This is a genomic window from Pantoea sp. 9140 (assembly GCF_000745295.1).
Taxonomy (GTDB): Bacteria; Pseudomonadota; Gammaproteobacteria; order Enterobacterales; family Enterobacteriaceae; genus Pantoea; species Pantoea vagans.
Window position 1 is genome coordinate 264693 of the sequence record NZ_JQNO01000001.1, and the last position, 14699, is coordinate 279391.

Annotated in this window: 12 protein-coding genes; 4 read left to right on the top strand and 8 right to left on the bottom strand. The window is 55.2% G+C overall.

Annotated features, from left to right (window positions below):
• Positions 1-1318 precede the first annotated feature (1318 nt).
• The gene (locus FA92_RS01125; protein WP_033781757.1) at positions 1319-1987 is read right to left on the bottom strand and encodes a YecA family protein; all 669 of its coding nucleotides are present in this window, start codon (positions 1985-1987) and stop codon (positions 1319-1321) included.
• 235 nt (positions 1988-2222) lie between these two features.
• On the opposite strand from FA92_RS01125, the gene FA92_RS01130 reads away from it, so the two are divergent.
• Both FA92_RS01130 and FA92_RS01135 read left to right on the top strand, forming a co-directional pair.
• Positions 2223-3470 carry a serine hydrolase domain-containing protein gene (locus FA92_RS01130; protein WP_033781759.1) on the top strand — a complete coding sequence of 416 codons (1248 nt, stop codon included), beginning with the start codon at positions 2223-2225 and terminating at the stop codon, positions 3468-3470.
• A gap of 125 nt (positions 3471-3595) precedes the next feature.
• Entirely contained in the window at positions 3596-4111 is a 516-nt protein-coding gene (locus tag FA92_RS01135; protein ID WP_013356658.1) for an RcnB family protein, read from the top strand.
• A gap of 47 nt (positions 4112-4158) precedes the next feature.
• On the opposite strand, the gene FA92_RS01140 is transcribed toward FA92_RS01135, so the two are convergent.
• The 4 genes from FA92_RS01140 to FA92_RS01155 all read right to left on the bottom strand — a co-directional run bounded on the left by FA92_RS01140 (position 4159) and on the right by FA92_RS01155 (position 7716).
• Positions 4159-5271, bottom strand: coding sequence for an FAD-binding oxidoreductase (locus FA92_RS01140; RefSeq protein WP_033781760.1), 1113 nt, complete (start codon positions 5269-5271; stop codon positions 4159-4161).
• 19 nt (positions 5272-5290) lie between these two features.
• Positions 5291-6043 (bottom strand): amino acid ABC transporter ATP-binding protein, encoded by a 753-nt coding sequence (locus FA92_RS01145; RefSeq protein ID WP_033781761.1) that lies wholly within the window; start codon positions 6041-6043, stop codon positions 5291-5293.
• A complete protein-coding gene (locus FA92_RS01150; protein WP_033781763.1) occupies positions 6036-6842 on the bottom strand; it encodes an amino acid ABC transporter permease in 807 nt (268 codons plus the stop codon). Before FA92_RS01150 ends, FA92_RS01145 begins: the two co-directional genes overlap by 8 nt.
• Before the next feature lie 61 nt (positions 6843-6903).
• Positions 6904-7716: an ABC transporter substrate-binding protein gene (locus FA92_RS01155; protein WP_051926435.1), complete on the bottom strand. Its 813-nt coding sequence runs from the start codon at positions 7714-7716 to the stop codon at positions 6904-6906.
• Positions 7717-7909: 193 nt separating this feature from the next.
• On the opposite strand from FA92_RS01155, the gene FA92_RS01160 reads away from it, so the two are divergent.
• Positions 7910-8995, top strand: coding sequence for a LacI family DNA-binding transcriptional regulator (locus tag FA92_RS01160; protein WP_033781765.1), 1086 nt, complete (start codon positions 7910-7912; stop codon positions 8993-8995).
• Between the two features lie 5 nt (positions 8996-9000).
• Here FA92_RS01160 and FA92_RS01165 read toward each other — a convergent pair whose 3' ends face one another.
• Positions 9001-10449 (bottom strand): PLP-dependent aminotransferase family protein, encoded by a 1449-nt coding sequence (locus tag FA92_RS01165; RefSeq protein WP_033781767.1) that lies wholly within the window; start codon positions 10447-10449, stop codon positions 9001-9003.
• 100 nt (positions 10450-10549) lie between these two features.
• Here FA92_RS01165 and FA92_RS01170 point away from each other — a divergent pair, with 100 nt between their 5' ends.
• Entirely contained in the window at positions 10550-11263 is a 714-nt protein-coding gene (locus FA92_RS01170; RefSeq protein WP_013356665.1) for a GNAT family protein, read from the top strand.
• 13 nt (positions 11264-11276) lie between these two features.
• On the opposite strand, the gene FA92_RS01175 is transcribed toward FA92_RS01170, so the two are convergent.
• Positions 11277-11993, bottom strand: coding sequence for a hypothetical protein (locus FA92_RS01175; RefSeq protein ID WP_033781769.1), 717 nt, complete (start codon positions 11991-11993; stop codon positions 11277-11279).
• A 217-nt stretch (positions 11994-12210) separates the two neighbouring features.
• Entirely contained in the window at positions 12211-14502 is a 2292-nt protein-coding gene (gene opgB, locus FA92_RS01180; protein WP_033781771.1) for a phosphatidylglycerol--membrane-oligosaccharide glycerophosphotransferase, read from the bottom strand.
• Between the last annotated feature and the right edge of the window lie 197 nt (positions 14503-14699).

Sequence of the window (14699 nt, forward strand, 5' to 3'; positions counted from 1 at the left end):
TCTGGGGAGGCCGTCCATCAACACTGTGAACTTCATAGGACGCAGCCTGTGGCATGGACTCCAATGCCAGCGACTTTCCAGGTTGTAAAGCATGTTTAGCAATAACATTGCCCTGCGTGTTTTTAATAATTAATTGTATTTTCATTTTTCACCAATAGTGTTGAAATGAATCTGGCGATTAAAAAATAGCCAGATGCTGCTGTGTTATGTTGATAAAAAAATTTAAAACAGTGAGTTAACCTCCAGATGGCAGTAAGTCATGGCCCGATAACGCGGTGTAATAAAAATGACTAAAAATATATTTTTTTATTTTAACGCTTAATAATCAGTGTTATTTGGCACTCTGTTTAATAATGCTGACCGGTCTTTTCTAAGCTCTGTAATAGGGTTGATTATCTATTGTCATGGCAAGGTTTTAACCTGTTTCATGGCTAAACACTTGTCCGAATGGATAGATAAGTGTTTATCACTTTCATCACTTCTGTCTGATAGAGAGGGATGATTTAGTTAGTTCATCAACGTTAATCTGCATTCTTACAAATAAAATGATGAAAGGGAATTTACACACTTTCATCCACATGCTGTAGAGAAGAAAACTAAATTGAGATGATTGGGCAGAATAAAATTAGTTATTATGGATTTTTTATGATTTTAAATTCCGAAAAATAACTAATCAGACATTGCTTGCAGGGATTTTTTGTCAATCTTGTGTAAATGTATTTAATCAGCTGTCATCAGCGAAAAAATGATTTTAGCTAATTTTTTGTTTTTAAAAATAATAAATAATATCAGTTGGTTATGAAGATTTGTTCAGCCTGATTGCCTGTTTTTTTTATAAAATTAAGCGCAGGAGATACCATTGAAGTTAATGTTGCTTTAACAAAAAATAATCGTGCGTTATTATATGGCAATAAATAAAGCTCTTTCATATTTAGCATTAAATGCACTTTTCAAAATCAGCTAATTGATAACAGCAATAGATTGCAATTTTATAACTTTTGTTAAAATAAAGATGTATATCTATCAAAGCTTGTAGTGAGTGTTAAACCCGTGCAGGCTATATCTCATGTGAAGTTAATGATGAGTTTTTAAAGCAAAATTTCACTTTTTTAACTAAGCAGCGTGAAAACCTGTTAACTTTTATTCCTAATCGGGAATGATGCTTATTAAAGACGGTAAAAATCGCGCTTACCTCAGTGATAAGTCTGTTGTTGCTCAGGGCATGCACTGCCTAATCGGGGAAAGTAACGGATAGATAATCTGGCGAGACCTGCCGGGCGGTAGTAACACCCGGCAGATGATGGGGCTAATCAGTCAATCAATGCAGACAGCACTGCTTATATTTTTTGCCGCTGCCGCACGGGCAGGGATCGTTGCGACCAGGCAGTTTCTCAGCTGAGACAGGTTTCTGTGGCACGGGGATGGCTTCCGGCTGGGAAATCCAGTGATCGTGCAGCGCCAGCGCAGCAGGGCGAATCGCCTCAATGCTGGCTTCCATCTCGTCCGGCGTCATGGCGTCGATCTTTTCGAGGTTCTCTTCCACACCGTGCAGGGCGATAGCGTCCAGCGCAGGCTGCAGATCGGCAGGCAGGGCAGACCAGTCGGTCAGCGCGACACCGCGCATGTAACCGAAGCACCACTCTTCCACCACGGTAAATTCCAGACCTTCCATCTCGCGGATGCCAAACAGCGGTTCGAACTGCTCCGGGAATTCAGATAAGCGATCAGCCACATCATTCATATGCTGGAAGCAGAGCGACATAAAGCGCGTCATTTCACGCTCGTTGCTCCATTTTGGAATCTGCTTCTCGCCACCCCACAGCGCCACCAGCCACTGGCTGGGTTCGACGGTGACAGGGCCGGAGAGGACAGCAGTCAGCAGGCCATCCAGTTCGGAGACATCAATAATCGACGCTTCGCTGCCATATTTTTCCAGCATATCTTCCAGCCATTGCAGCTCTTTTTCGGACAGTGGGCCTTCTTTCATGCAGTTGCCTCCCGGGCATATCAAATTTCAGCGCGGCGTTAAGCCTCAAAACCGCAGCAGTGTACACCCTTGTGGGCTGCAACACAGCTAACCAGGGCAGTACGCAGTGGCTAAACCGTGTTTAACACCACTTTAACCCCGTTATGCACGCGATAGCCCGCAGCACTTTATGGTACATTTTTGCGCTATAGCTGGTCTGCTGCGTATCAAAGAAAATTAACCTGATGATTATTAAATGAAAAATGGATTTTCCGGCAGGCAGGCTGTGGCCGTACACCTCACACGGATGGCTTCTGCCAGCCGGTGGATGAGCAGATTAACAACGCGATGCATACCCGCCGCAATCTTCCTGCTGGCGGGCTGTGGAACCCTGTCGCAAACCTCCGCGCCGGTGGGCGACCGTGTTTATCTGACGCACGCTACCTTTCGCCAAAATGTCGATGACATCGTGCAGCACTACATGCAGCAGAAGCAGGTTCCCGGTATCAGCATTGCGGTGATTCATCACGGCGGTCCGACACGTTATTACCCGTTTGGCGTCACCGATCGGGTGCATCGCTACCCGATCACGCCCGATACCCTGTTTGCGCTGGGATCGCTGAGTAAAGGCGTGACGGCAGAAGTGATCATCCAGCTGGTTGATCAGGGTAAGCTGCGCTGGAGCGATACTCTGGCCGATCTTTTGCCACAGGACGTTCACCTCAGCGCTGACGCGCGGCGCATCACGCTGCTGCAGCTGGTGACGCACACCTCCGGTCTGCCGCGTCAGGATATGGATCTGCCGATGCTGCTGCAGTTCGTTCGTTATCTGGACACGGGGGAGAACTTCTATGGCAATCTCGACAGCGACAAACTGCTGAGTTATCTGGCGCATTTCTCAGTACCTGCGGTACGCATGCCGCACTACTCCAATCTCGGCTATGCGCTGCTCGGCTTTATCGTGCGCACCCGTTTTCATCAGGACATTCAGACGCTCGCGTCACAGCTCATCTTCACGCCGTTAAAGATGAACCAGAGCAGCTTTGTGCCGGAGCGGCTGACGGGCTATCCGCTGCGTGCGCTGGGTCATGCCGGCGATCAGCCGAAATTTATCCGCCGTGGTACGCTGACGCCCGACTGGCATTTTCACGGCAATATGGTGGCAGCGGCCAGTCTTTACAGTAATGCGCGCGATCTGAGTGCTTATCTGCGCGCGCATCTTGATGCGACCGGTGATACGGCACGGGATCGGGCTTTTGCGGCGGTGAACCGGCCGTGGTATCAGCAGGGGGCGCAGGCGCAGAATATCGCCTGGGTTACCGACACCATCGAAGGGCAGCAAATCACTTATCAGGTGGGCTATATTGGCGGCTACGCCAGTTTTATCGGCTACGATAAACGTCACGGCAATGCGATCGTGGTGCTACAGAACGGCTTTAACTGGAGCAACTATTTAGGCATTGCGTTGTTGGTCGATCTGGCAACTCAGGATAAAGTGGTCTGATCCGTTACCTGGCCTGTGTGCAGTAAAGCGAACCGCGCTGTTTTCCCTGCACATAGCATCAGCACAATGGAACTAAAGTGCGATAAACTTTAGCCTGACTGTCAAAATTCAACGTGGAAATCATTATGCGCAGGACTCAACGTGTACTTTTATCAATGGGATTACTGGTTGGCTCGCTGAGCCTGATCCCCGCTGTACAGGCTGCTGGCGAAGCAACGGACACCGTTCCGCCACCGCCGCAGATCCAGCCCGCTAATCCTGATGCTCAGCCCGCGACGCCAGATACCGGCACCGCTCAGCCGGATGCCGGTGCGGCGCAAAACCAGGCACCGACCAGCTCACAGTCTAATGATGGTATTACGCCGACTACGCCAAACACGCCGTCAACGGTCAATGGTGCGCGCCCTAATTACGATCTCAGCACCATCATCATTGACTACAAACAGTACAACATCGGTGACATCGTGCCAGAGAAGTACACCGATAAAACTTTCACCATCACCGAGTGGCAAAAGCGTAATCTGCCTGCACCGCAGGAAAATACCCACTGGGCGTATATCAACGCCAACTACATTCTGATTACCAATGACACCGGCAAAATCGTCATGGGTAAATCGGGTGATATCTTCTTCCGTGGCTGATTCCGTGGATAAATAAAAATCAGCCGGTCGTGATGACCGGCTTTTTGTTAGCTGAAACGCTCTGCACCAAAGCCTGCCAGCATCGGATGCTTTTCACCGCTTACGATCTCCTCCGCGAGTAATTCCCCGACAATCAGCGCCAGGGTTGCGCCGGAATGCGTGAACGCGACATAACAGCCCGGCACCTTTTGCAGTTGTCCCAGCACCGGATCGCCATCGCCCGGAATCGGCTTCAGGCCAATCTTCCAGCTCTGAACGCTGAGCGGCTCATCACCCCGTAACAGCCTGCTCGCTTCATCTGCCAGCTTTACCACGACCTGCTCATCAATATGATACTCACCGCCGGGCAGCAGCTGGATATCCTCTTCGTACCAGTCATGATCCAGCGCATAACGGTTACCGGGATTAGGCCGGATGGCGGCGCGGGGCGTGTTCAGCACCGATTTCAACTCATGGCTGCCCGGTTCGGTGATGACCAGCATGGAAACCGGCGATCCGTTGGGGATTGTCACGCCAAGCGGTGCTACTACATCTGGTGTCCAGGGGCCACAGGCGACCACCACCGCATCTGCCCGCAGTTCACCCTGTTCACTGCGGATGCCACAGGCGCGGCCCTGCTCGGTGAGCACGCTGGCTTTGCCGGCATGCTCTATCACTTCACCCCCGCGCGCCCGGAACTGATTCACCAGATAATCGGTCAGGTGCGGCAGGCTGACCCAGCCTTCGCCGGGATTGAATATCGCCTGCGACGGCAGCGCGTCGGGATCGATGGCCGCATCTGCCTGTGCCATGTTGTCAGTCGTCATGAGTTGTGAGTCGTAACCGTGGGCTTTCTCATAGGCATGCCGCGCCTGGGTTCCGGCTGCATCGTCTTTAAACCAGCAGACCCCGCCATCAAAACGCAGCCAGTCGAGGTCAGGATGTTGAGCAAACAGGGTGCGATAGCGATCAATGCCCGCCATGCGCAGCGCGTGGTAGGGCAGGGAGCGCTCACCCGCTGAGTTGAGCCACGACAGTGAACGTCCCGATGCGCCGGAACAGAGCGCCGCTTCGGTCACCAGCGTCACTGCCGCACCCCGTTTGGTCAGCTCCAGCGCCGTCGACACACCGATCACGCCACCACCCAGTACCACGACTTTCATTTCAGATTTTACTGCCATTATCAGGTTCCTTACTCAGTTACAGCACTTCAGAGAGAAAACGTTGCAGTCGCGGCGACTGCGGTGCATCAAAAATGGCGCCCGGCGGTCCGGCTTCAACAATCTCGCCTTCATCCATAAACACCACCTGATCCGCCACCTTGCGTGCAAAACCCATTTCATGGGTCACCACGACCATCGTCATGCCGCGACGGCAGAGATCCGCCATCAGCGTCAGGACACCTTTCACCAGTTCGGGATCGAGCGCGGAGGTCGCCTCGTCAAACAGCATCACCTCGTGATCCATCGCCAGCGCGCGGGCAATCGCGACCCGCTGCTGCTGACCGCCGGAGAGATCGCGTGGCCGGTGATCGGCACGTTGGCCCAGGCCCACCTCTTCCAGCCGCTGACGCGCAATCGCCATCGCCTGCGATTTGGGCAGGCCTTTGACCCGCCACGGGGCCAGCGCCACGTTCTCCAGCGCGCTGTGATCGGGGAAGAGGTTAAAATGCTGAAACACCATGCCAATCCGCAGCCGCAGCGCATCAGGCTTGTCGTGCAGCACCGATCGGTCAGCCAGCAGGACATCCCCGGACTGCGGTTCGTGCAGCCGGTTGATGCCGCGCAGCAGCGTCGATTTACCCGAGCCGGATGGCCCGATAATGCAGGTGGTGCTGCCTGGCGCGACCCGCAGCGAGACGTTACGCAGCACCTCAATCGGGCCATAGGCCAGCGTCAGATCGCGTAGCTCCAGACTGGCGCCGTGCCAGCTCGCGCCGTTCAGGTTATTCATGGGTGCCTCCGATTCGGGGTTGCGTGACCAGTGAAACGCCGGGCGCTCTGACTTCATCCACCTCTTTTAAGCCGCTTTTCGGTGCCGTCAGGCGACGGCGGCCGGTGCGATAGCGCACATCGACATAGTTGACCATGTGCGTCAGCGGCACCGTGATGATCAGATAGAACAGCCCGGCCAGCATCAGGGGCGAGAGGTTGCCGGTGAGCACCGCCGCATCCTGACCCACGCGAAACAGCTCCCGCTGCTGGGTCATCAGGCCCAGCAGGTAGACCAGCGAGGAATCTTTGATGATGGCGATGAACTGGTTAACGATGGCGGGCAGCACGCGGCGAATCCCCTGTGGGATCACTACCAGTCGCATTGCCCGGCCATAGCTCATCCCCAGCGCCCGGCAGGCCTCCATCTGGCCGCGCTCCACGCTCTGAATACCGGCGCGGAAAATCTCGCCCATATAGGCGCTGGCGATCAGGCTGAGGGCGAAGATCCCCAGCGGATAGGGCGTCGGACCGAACAGCTGATAGCTGAAACGCGCCAGGCCCTGACCAATCAGCAGAATGGTCAGAATCGAAGGCAGCCCGCGAAACAGATCGGTATAGAGCCGGGCCGGCAGGCGCAGCCAGCGTGAGGGCGAAATGCCCATCAGCGCCAGCAGCAGCCCAAACAGCGTGCCGAGCAGCGTGGCCGCCAGCGAGATAATCACCGTGTTGACCAGCCCGGTGGTCAGCATCTGCGGCAGCACTTCCATCATTGATGGAAAATCAAAGAAGGTGCGGGAAAGAATTGTGAGCAGGTCCATCGCCGTCTCCATGCAGGGCGGGGGTTCCCCCGGTTAACTCAGGACGCGAACGTCCGCCTCTTTATTGCCCGCCAGGTAGATACTGTTTTGGCATGGGCGATCCGGGGAACCACTTCTCATACAGTCGTTTCCAGGTGCCATCCTGCATGGCGGCTTTGATGGCCTTGTCCAGCGCGGCCTTGAAGGCGGGTTTGCCTTTGGCTATAGCGATTCCGGCCGGTGCATCAAACGACGGGATGTCGGCGGCAGAGACCAGTTTGAAGCGTTCGGCGTAGCTTTTGGCCGCCTCGTAGTCCAGGAAGATGGCGTCGAGCGTGCCGTTGTTGAGCGCGGAGACGGCGCTGTTGTTATCCGGGAAGCGCACCAGGTCCGTCTGTGGGAAGTATTCGACGGCATAGCCCTCCTGCAGCGTACCCTGAACGACGCCGAGCCGGTGTTTTGCCAGGCTGGCGACATCCTTCACGCCGCTGTCAGATCGGGTGAGAACGGTGAGAAATCCAGCCAGGTAACCCGTCGAAAAATCGACCGTCTTTTCCCGCGCAGGCGTGATGCCGATAGCCGCCACCGCCGCGTCATACTGACCGTTAGCCACGGCCGGCATGATCGCCGAGAAGTCCTGACCAATAAAATCGACCTTATCGATCCCGATACGGTGGGCGACATCCCGGAAGAACTCGACGTCAAAGCCGGTGAACTGACCGCTGGCATCCGTGAAGGTGTACGGTTTGGAGTCGCCGACGCTGGCGACGCGAAGCTGACCGGGTTCGATCAGCCTATAAGGATTATTATCGCTGGCAGCCAGCGTACAGAACGAAAGTGAACAGAGTGCGAGGGCGGTGCCGAGCAGTGTGCCCAGGGTGGTTTGCGATTTCATAGCTCATCCGTTTTTGCAGGTTTAAACATCAGAGACTGTTGAGCCAGCAATTATAATTGAGACCGGTCTCAACGCAGGTGGCACCTTAAGACGTGGGCATTGTGAGACCGGTCTCAAGGGGTTACAATGAGTTTAAGCACAGCCTTTTTTCGGCGTCAATATTCCTGTCATCAACCTGTGATTCAAAATAATTATGACGAGTCAGAAACGACAATCGAAAGCGCCTACCGTGGCGGATGTGGCACGTGCAGCAAACGTCTCTAAAGCTCAGGCGGCGCGTGCGCTGGGAGGCTATGGGGCCGTCAGTGATGAGGTGCAGGAGCGGGTCACCAGCGCGGCCTCTGCGCTGGGCTACCGTCCGAATGCCCTGGCCCGTAGCATGAATACCGGGCGTTCTAATACCATCGGTGTGATTGTCGGCGATATCGAAAACCCGCATTTTGGCCTTGCGCTGCGCGGGATGGCCGATGTGGCACGCACGGCGGGTTACCATCTGCTGCTCAGTAACAGCGATGAGAAACTGCAGGCTGAGCAGGATGCAGTGCGGGTGATGCTGGAAAAGCGGGTCGACGGCATTATCGTTGCGCCATGCTGTTCGGAGCACCAGCACAACAGCCATCTGACGCAGGTACTGGAAGAGGGCAGAGCGCTGAAATTATTTGATCGCGCAGTGACTGACCTTGATGTGGAAGCAATCTGCTGCGAATTTACTGACGTCGCTGAACAGGCGACTACCCGATTGCTGGAGGCAGGTCATCGTCATATCGCCTATGTCACCAGCATGGCGCTGGTAACCGACTACAGCACGCCGGGCGATTTTGGCCTGACGCCAGTCGCCCAGCGCGTTGGCGGCATGATGCAGGCCTTTGCTGCCGCGGGCGTGGAATTTGATCCAACGCTGGTGAAAGTGAACGCGCTGGATGAAGCGGAGATTGCCCGTATTGTGGCTGAGCTGTGGCAGCGTCCGCAGCCGCCTACGGCGCTGGTGGCCTCAGACAGCGTGGTCGCGATGTGGCTGCTGCGGGAAGTCACGCAGCGCGGACTGCGCATCCCTGCCGATCTCTCCTTTGTGATGTATGACAATTTTCCGTGGAGTGAGATTGTCACGCCGCCGCTGACGGTGGTAGCGCAACCAGTGTATGAAATGGGCCGGGAAGCCGCACGACGCCTGATTTCGGAGATACGCGGCGAAGCCGTCGGGCCGATGCCGCGCTTTGATGCCCGCCTGATGATTCGTCAGTCGATTGCTGCGCCGGCCAGCTTTGTCAGCGCGGAATGATTAGGTCATCCGGGCCAGCCGAGCAGGCGACTTAGCTGGCGCATAGCTGCGGTAATTTGCGTGTCGCTGCAATTACCATAGCCAATCACCAGCCCCTGCTGCACCGGTTCGCGCAGACAGAAGGTCGAGAGAGCCGTGGGCGCGTAGCCCGCCTGGAGCAGTGTGCGGGTAATAGCGACGTCATCCCGATGAGGATCGAGTGGCAGCACCAGATGCATACCGCTGTTACCACCCAGCAACGGAATCGCCTGACCTGCAGCGCGCTGCAGTTCGGTGCGTAGCCATGCCTGTCGCTGACGATAGAGACGACGCATTTTGCCCAGATGTCGGCGATAATCACCACTGAGAATAAAACGCGCCAGCGCCTGTTGTTCCAGCCGGTTTCCGCCGCGCAGGATCTGATGCAGTGCCGGTCGCAGACGCCTGACCAGTGGCGCGGGCAGCACCATAAAACCGATGCGCAGCGCGGGGAATAGCGTCTTGCTGAATGAGCCGAGATAGATAACCGGAGCATTATCGGTCATGCCCTGCATCGCCATTACAGGTTCGCCGTGGTAATGGAAGTCGCCATCATAATCATCTTCAATAATCCAGGCCTGTTGCTGCTGCGCAGCCGCAATCAGCGCCAGACGCCGGGCCGCGCTCATGACGACGCCGGTGGGATACTGATGGGTAGGCGTGGTATAAATCAGACGGGGTGGAACCTGTTTCCAGTGTTCCGGCTCGGGGGCCATTCCCTGGTCATCGGTGCGGATCGGGACAACGTTAAGTTCTCCGGCCTGCAGAGCCGATTTGGAATTACGATAACCCGGTTCTTCAATCCAGCCATGATCGCCCGGATTACTCAGCAGGGCGACGCACAGCGTTAACGCCTGCTGCACACCTTCAGTAATCACAATCTGTCCGGGGTCACAACGTACACCGCGCGTGATACGCAACTGTTGCGCCAGTACGGCACGCAGTTCTGCTTCACCAAAGGGATCGCCATAGCCGAGCAGCGACGGTGGCGGGTGACTCATTACCTGACTCAGCGCCCGGCGCCAGGCCGCCATCGGAAAATGATTCAGGGCAGGTATGCCGGGTCGCAGCGGCAATGAGCCGGTGTCGATCCACTGGCTTTGGTGAAAAGCCTCAATCCGTTTTGCCAGCGGCCAGCTGGCTAGCGTGTCGTCATCCGCCTGCCCGGCAGGCAAAGCCAGTGAGCTGACGCGGCTGCCCTGTCGATCGCTCATCAGATAGCCCTCAGCCTGCAACTGGGTCCAGACGTTAAGCACGGTATTACGCGATACCTGCAGCTCAACTGCCAGCTGCCGTGTAGCCGGTAACATCGCGCCAGCGGCAAGCTGACCCTGCAAAATGCCCTGTTTTATCCGCTGATAAAGTTGCTGCTGCAGCGTGGTCCCGGCGGCGGGTATCAATGGTGCCAGCAGCAAAGGGGAGATCTCTGGCTTCATAGTCGGGTCCCGTGGATCTATCATTTTTCCTGATTGTGGTACTTTTTAACCCACCATGATAGTGGCAATCTGTGGATATCATCTGCAGCCGGGAGGCGATATGTCACAACACCTGAATCAATTCGGTCAGCCGGTCGGCCAGCCTTTACCAGACTGGCAACCCCGCCCTTTGCCCCAGCATCAGGTTTTCACCGGCGAGTCATGTCGGCTGGAGCCGTTCAGTGCAGCACGGCATGGTGATGCACTGTATGAGGCCTGGTCACTGGCTGAAGATGGGCGTGACTGGACTTACCTGCCTGTTGGGCCCTTTACCGGGCACAATGCGTGGCAGGACCATGCAGCACAACTTGAAGCCAGCCGCGATCCGCTACATTTCGCCGTCATCGATCTGGCTACGGAGCAGGCGGTGGGCAGCCTTTCATTAATGCGCATCCAGCCTGAACATGGCGTAGTGGAAGTCGGGCATGTCACGTTTTCGCCCCGGCTGAAGCAGACCCGCATGGCGACGGAAGCGCATTTTCTGCTGATGCGTTACGCTTTTGAAACGCTGGGCTATCGCCGCTATGAATGGAAATGTGATAGCTGTAATGGGCCTTCCCGTAAGGCCGCGGCCCGTCTCGGTTTCCGTTATGAGGGGGATTTCCGCCAGGCAATCGTTTACAAAGGCCGTTCTCGTGACACCAGCTGGTTCTCGATTATCGATAGCGAATGGCCGCAGGTGAAAAAGGGCTTTCAGCGATGGCTGGCGGAGGATAACTTTACCGCCGACGGTCAGCAGCGAGAGAAGCTGGAAGCACTACGCGACAGACCCTGATTGGGTAGTGGGCTCACAGTAGAATATCTTTCAGGACCGCTGCCAGCAGGGGGGTGGTCATGAGGATAGATAACCGTTTGATCCAGCGCATATCAGTGCTCAGTGTCACAACGTCATTTCTCAGGCTGTCGACAGCGCCCGTTAATCGGAAATTCATTTCACTGAGCATCGCTTCCATCTTATCCACTTTGATTTCCAGGTGATTAAAACGGATGGCCAGCTTGTCGGTTTTTCTTTCAACATGGCAAAGCCGTTCGTCGATCTGATTAACTTTTATGGTGAGATGCCCAAGCCGCTCGTCGATCTGATTAACTTTTATGGTGAGGTGCCCGAGCCGCTCGTCGATCTGATTAACCTTTGTAGTGAGATGCCCGAGCCGCTCGTCAATCTGATCTACTTTCGTCGTAAGCTTGCCGAGTCGATTGTCCATCTGGTCAACTTTCATCGTAAGCTTGCCGAGCCGATCGTCCATCTGGTCGACTTTGGTCGTAAGTTTGCCGAGCCGATCGTCTGTCTGTTCGGCTTTTGTCTGAAGCTGGCCGATCCGGACGTCAATATGTTTGGCTTTGGTCTGAATCTGACCGAGCTGCTTCCCGACCTGTGCGCCTGGCTGCCTCTGCTGCATATCGGTAAACACCTCCACCATCGCCTCCGCTTGCTGATCGTCGATCCCCGCCTGTTGCAGCGCTTTAAAGGCTTTGTGGGTACTCATCATTGTGATGAGTCTCACGACACCTCCCTGTGTACTTCGGCGATAACCGCATTATGACAGGCAAAAAGCGTATCACCACTCAGTCGGTTATATTTTGCGCGCCTTGCCGAAAAAATATCAATTAGTACAACAGGTAACGTGCAGAGGAGTGCGGGTTGGCTCGCAACAGGAAGTCGATGACAGGATGAGGCGCCTCTGCGGTAATCCGCAGAGGCGGGAGAAGAAAAAACGGGTCTTAAGGCTGTGGTACGATTTTAATTTCAACCATGCCGATGCCCAGTTTGCGCGGATCCTGACCTGTGATATTGCCGGTGTTACTCAACTGCGGCTCAGGGGGGGCAATGACCAGTTGATGGCTGGCGCCTGGGTTGTCGAAATGCAGGGTATGCGTCGATACCTCTTCGCCCAGCGACAGCAGTTGCTGCTGATCGCCCACCCGAACCGGGATCGCGCGATGTGCGTTGGGGCCATACGCGCGTGCGGTAATGACCAGATCAAACTTAGCCGGGAGTGCATCGACATAATCGATATGCACTTCTGGCGCGAGATTGGCGTTTGACCAGCGCCCCCAACTCTCTGGCCGTGAGATGCCGCTGAAGCTTTTAATCGTTTCCGGCGCGCCGGGCACATCAAGCCGGAAGCTGTCGGCGCTATAGCGAATGTTATTATCTTCAATGCGGATCTGCGCCAGGTTCTGCTGGTAACGTGCCTCGCTGACAGCGCCGTCCGGGAACTGCACTTTGCCTTTCCACTGCGGTTTGTCGACATGTGTCACGGTTGGCGTGCCGCCGAGCTGCCCCATCGCCACACAGAGATCGCCGGAAAGAGCCAGCGAAGGCTGCCAGAGTCGCGCCATTTTAAAACAGCGATCCACCCAGAGGAATTTATCGGCTGAAGCGAAATCGGCCAGCTGATAGCGCAGCGGGGCCGAATATTCCCCTTCCGGCATCGGCTCAACATGCTTATCGCTGATGCGGAACAGAATCGGCAGTTTAAAGGTGGTGCCTGAGAAGCTGAAGGTATTCTTCGCCTGATCCACCGTGAAGCTGTCTATCTTCTTCGGGAAGTTCCAGAGCTGGATGATGTCGGGTTTCCAGCTCGCCACCTTACTCTTCATATCGTCGAACTGGGTGGAGAGCGAAAGAGAAGAAAGGCTGCTGCGGCCCAGGCCAATCGCGTTATCGCCGCCGAGAATATCCAGCAGCGTCGCGCCATTATCCAGCGTACTGCGCTTCGCCTCCATCAGCTCCGCCTGCGGTTTATCACCCCGGATCACCATGAACAGATTGCGACGTGGCTGTTTGACCAGCCACGGATGCGCCGTGTTGTTCATGGCCAGATGATCGGAGCTCACCACAATCACGGTGTTTTTAAACCACGGCGACGCTTTGATGCGTGTGATCAGCCGCGCCACATGTTCCTGCGAGCAGGCGACCGCGCTGAAGGACTGATTCGGTTTGCCATCAATGCTATAGCTCCTGCGATCGCAACTGCGTGAGATAAACCCGTCCGGGTGATGCGTATCAACGGTCAGCGTAAACAGTGCGAAAGGTTTACCGGCCTGCGAGAGTTCCTGATACTTCTCAAAGACTTCATCCAGCACCGTATCGTCGTAATAACCCCAGTTATTGCGATAAGCAGGATCGGCAACGCGGCTTTTCAGCTCCTGCGAACCATAAAGATTTTTGGGGTCGAAACCGTGCGATTTCAGGAAGACATCTTTACCGGCAAAACGCAGATCGGCACCCTGAATAAACCAGTTCTGGTAGCCGGAGTTTTTCAGGATGTCGCCCAGACAGACGTTTTGCGGATAGAAGCTGGAGAGCGATGCCGACGCATTACCATCAAACGGCGCAAACAGCGGAATGCCGCACTGTGAGGCGACCATGCCTGCAATGGTGTAGTCGGTGCCGGGTAACTGTTCGGTTTCGCTGAAGTCGATACTCTGCTCTTTCTGCCGGCTCAGCTCAGGCGCCAGGCCAGGAAAGGCGATGGGGTCGAAATAGGTGCGCTCTAAGCTTTCACCATAGATGTAAACTACGTTAAGGCGCGGCTGTTCAATGCGATTACGCGGCACTTTATAGAAGTTGTCGAAGTCAGAGTCCGCCATCTGGGTATGCGACACGATGAGCGTCGCGACCTGGCGAAAGGCCGGGGTGGTCTGCACCGAACCGAGCGCGCAGGCGGCAGCCAGCAGTGACCAGCCCATGTGATGGGGACGCTTACGCCGACGCAGAATCCACGACAGCATGCAGAACAGCAGGAACAGCACAATAATCAGCCCAATCGCGGGCACCACATATTTACTGACACCCGCGCCGGTCAGGCTGTTAGTCAGCGTATAGAGCACCGCATCGTTGATGCCGTCACCGGTAAAATAGTTGCTGGCATAAAGGGTGGCGTTCAGGACAACGAAAAGCACCAGCATGATAAGAACAAGAATAAACCAGAATTTGTTACGCCCGGCTTTACAGGAATAGATTGCAATAGCGGCCAGAAACAGCACGACGGAGACCAATTCGGACAACGGTAAATCCTCTCTCTACAGGGTTGCATGAGGCTTCACGCAACCGGCCACCTTCGGGGGATGGTTTTTCGACAATCTATATTGGCTGTCATTCGGCTGCAACATATCCGGCCCGATTTGTGCGGTGGAGAGCAGATTGGTTCAGAAGTGAGGTTTTCAGGCGTGACTGTGGCTGGCGCACCGTCAGCAGAGCAGAA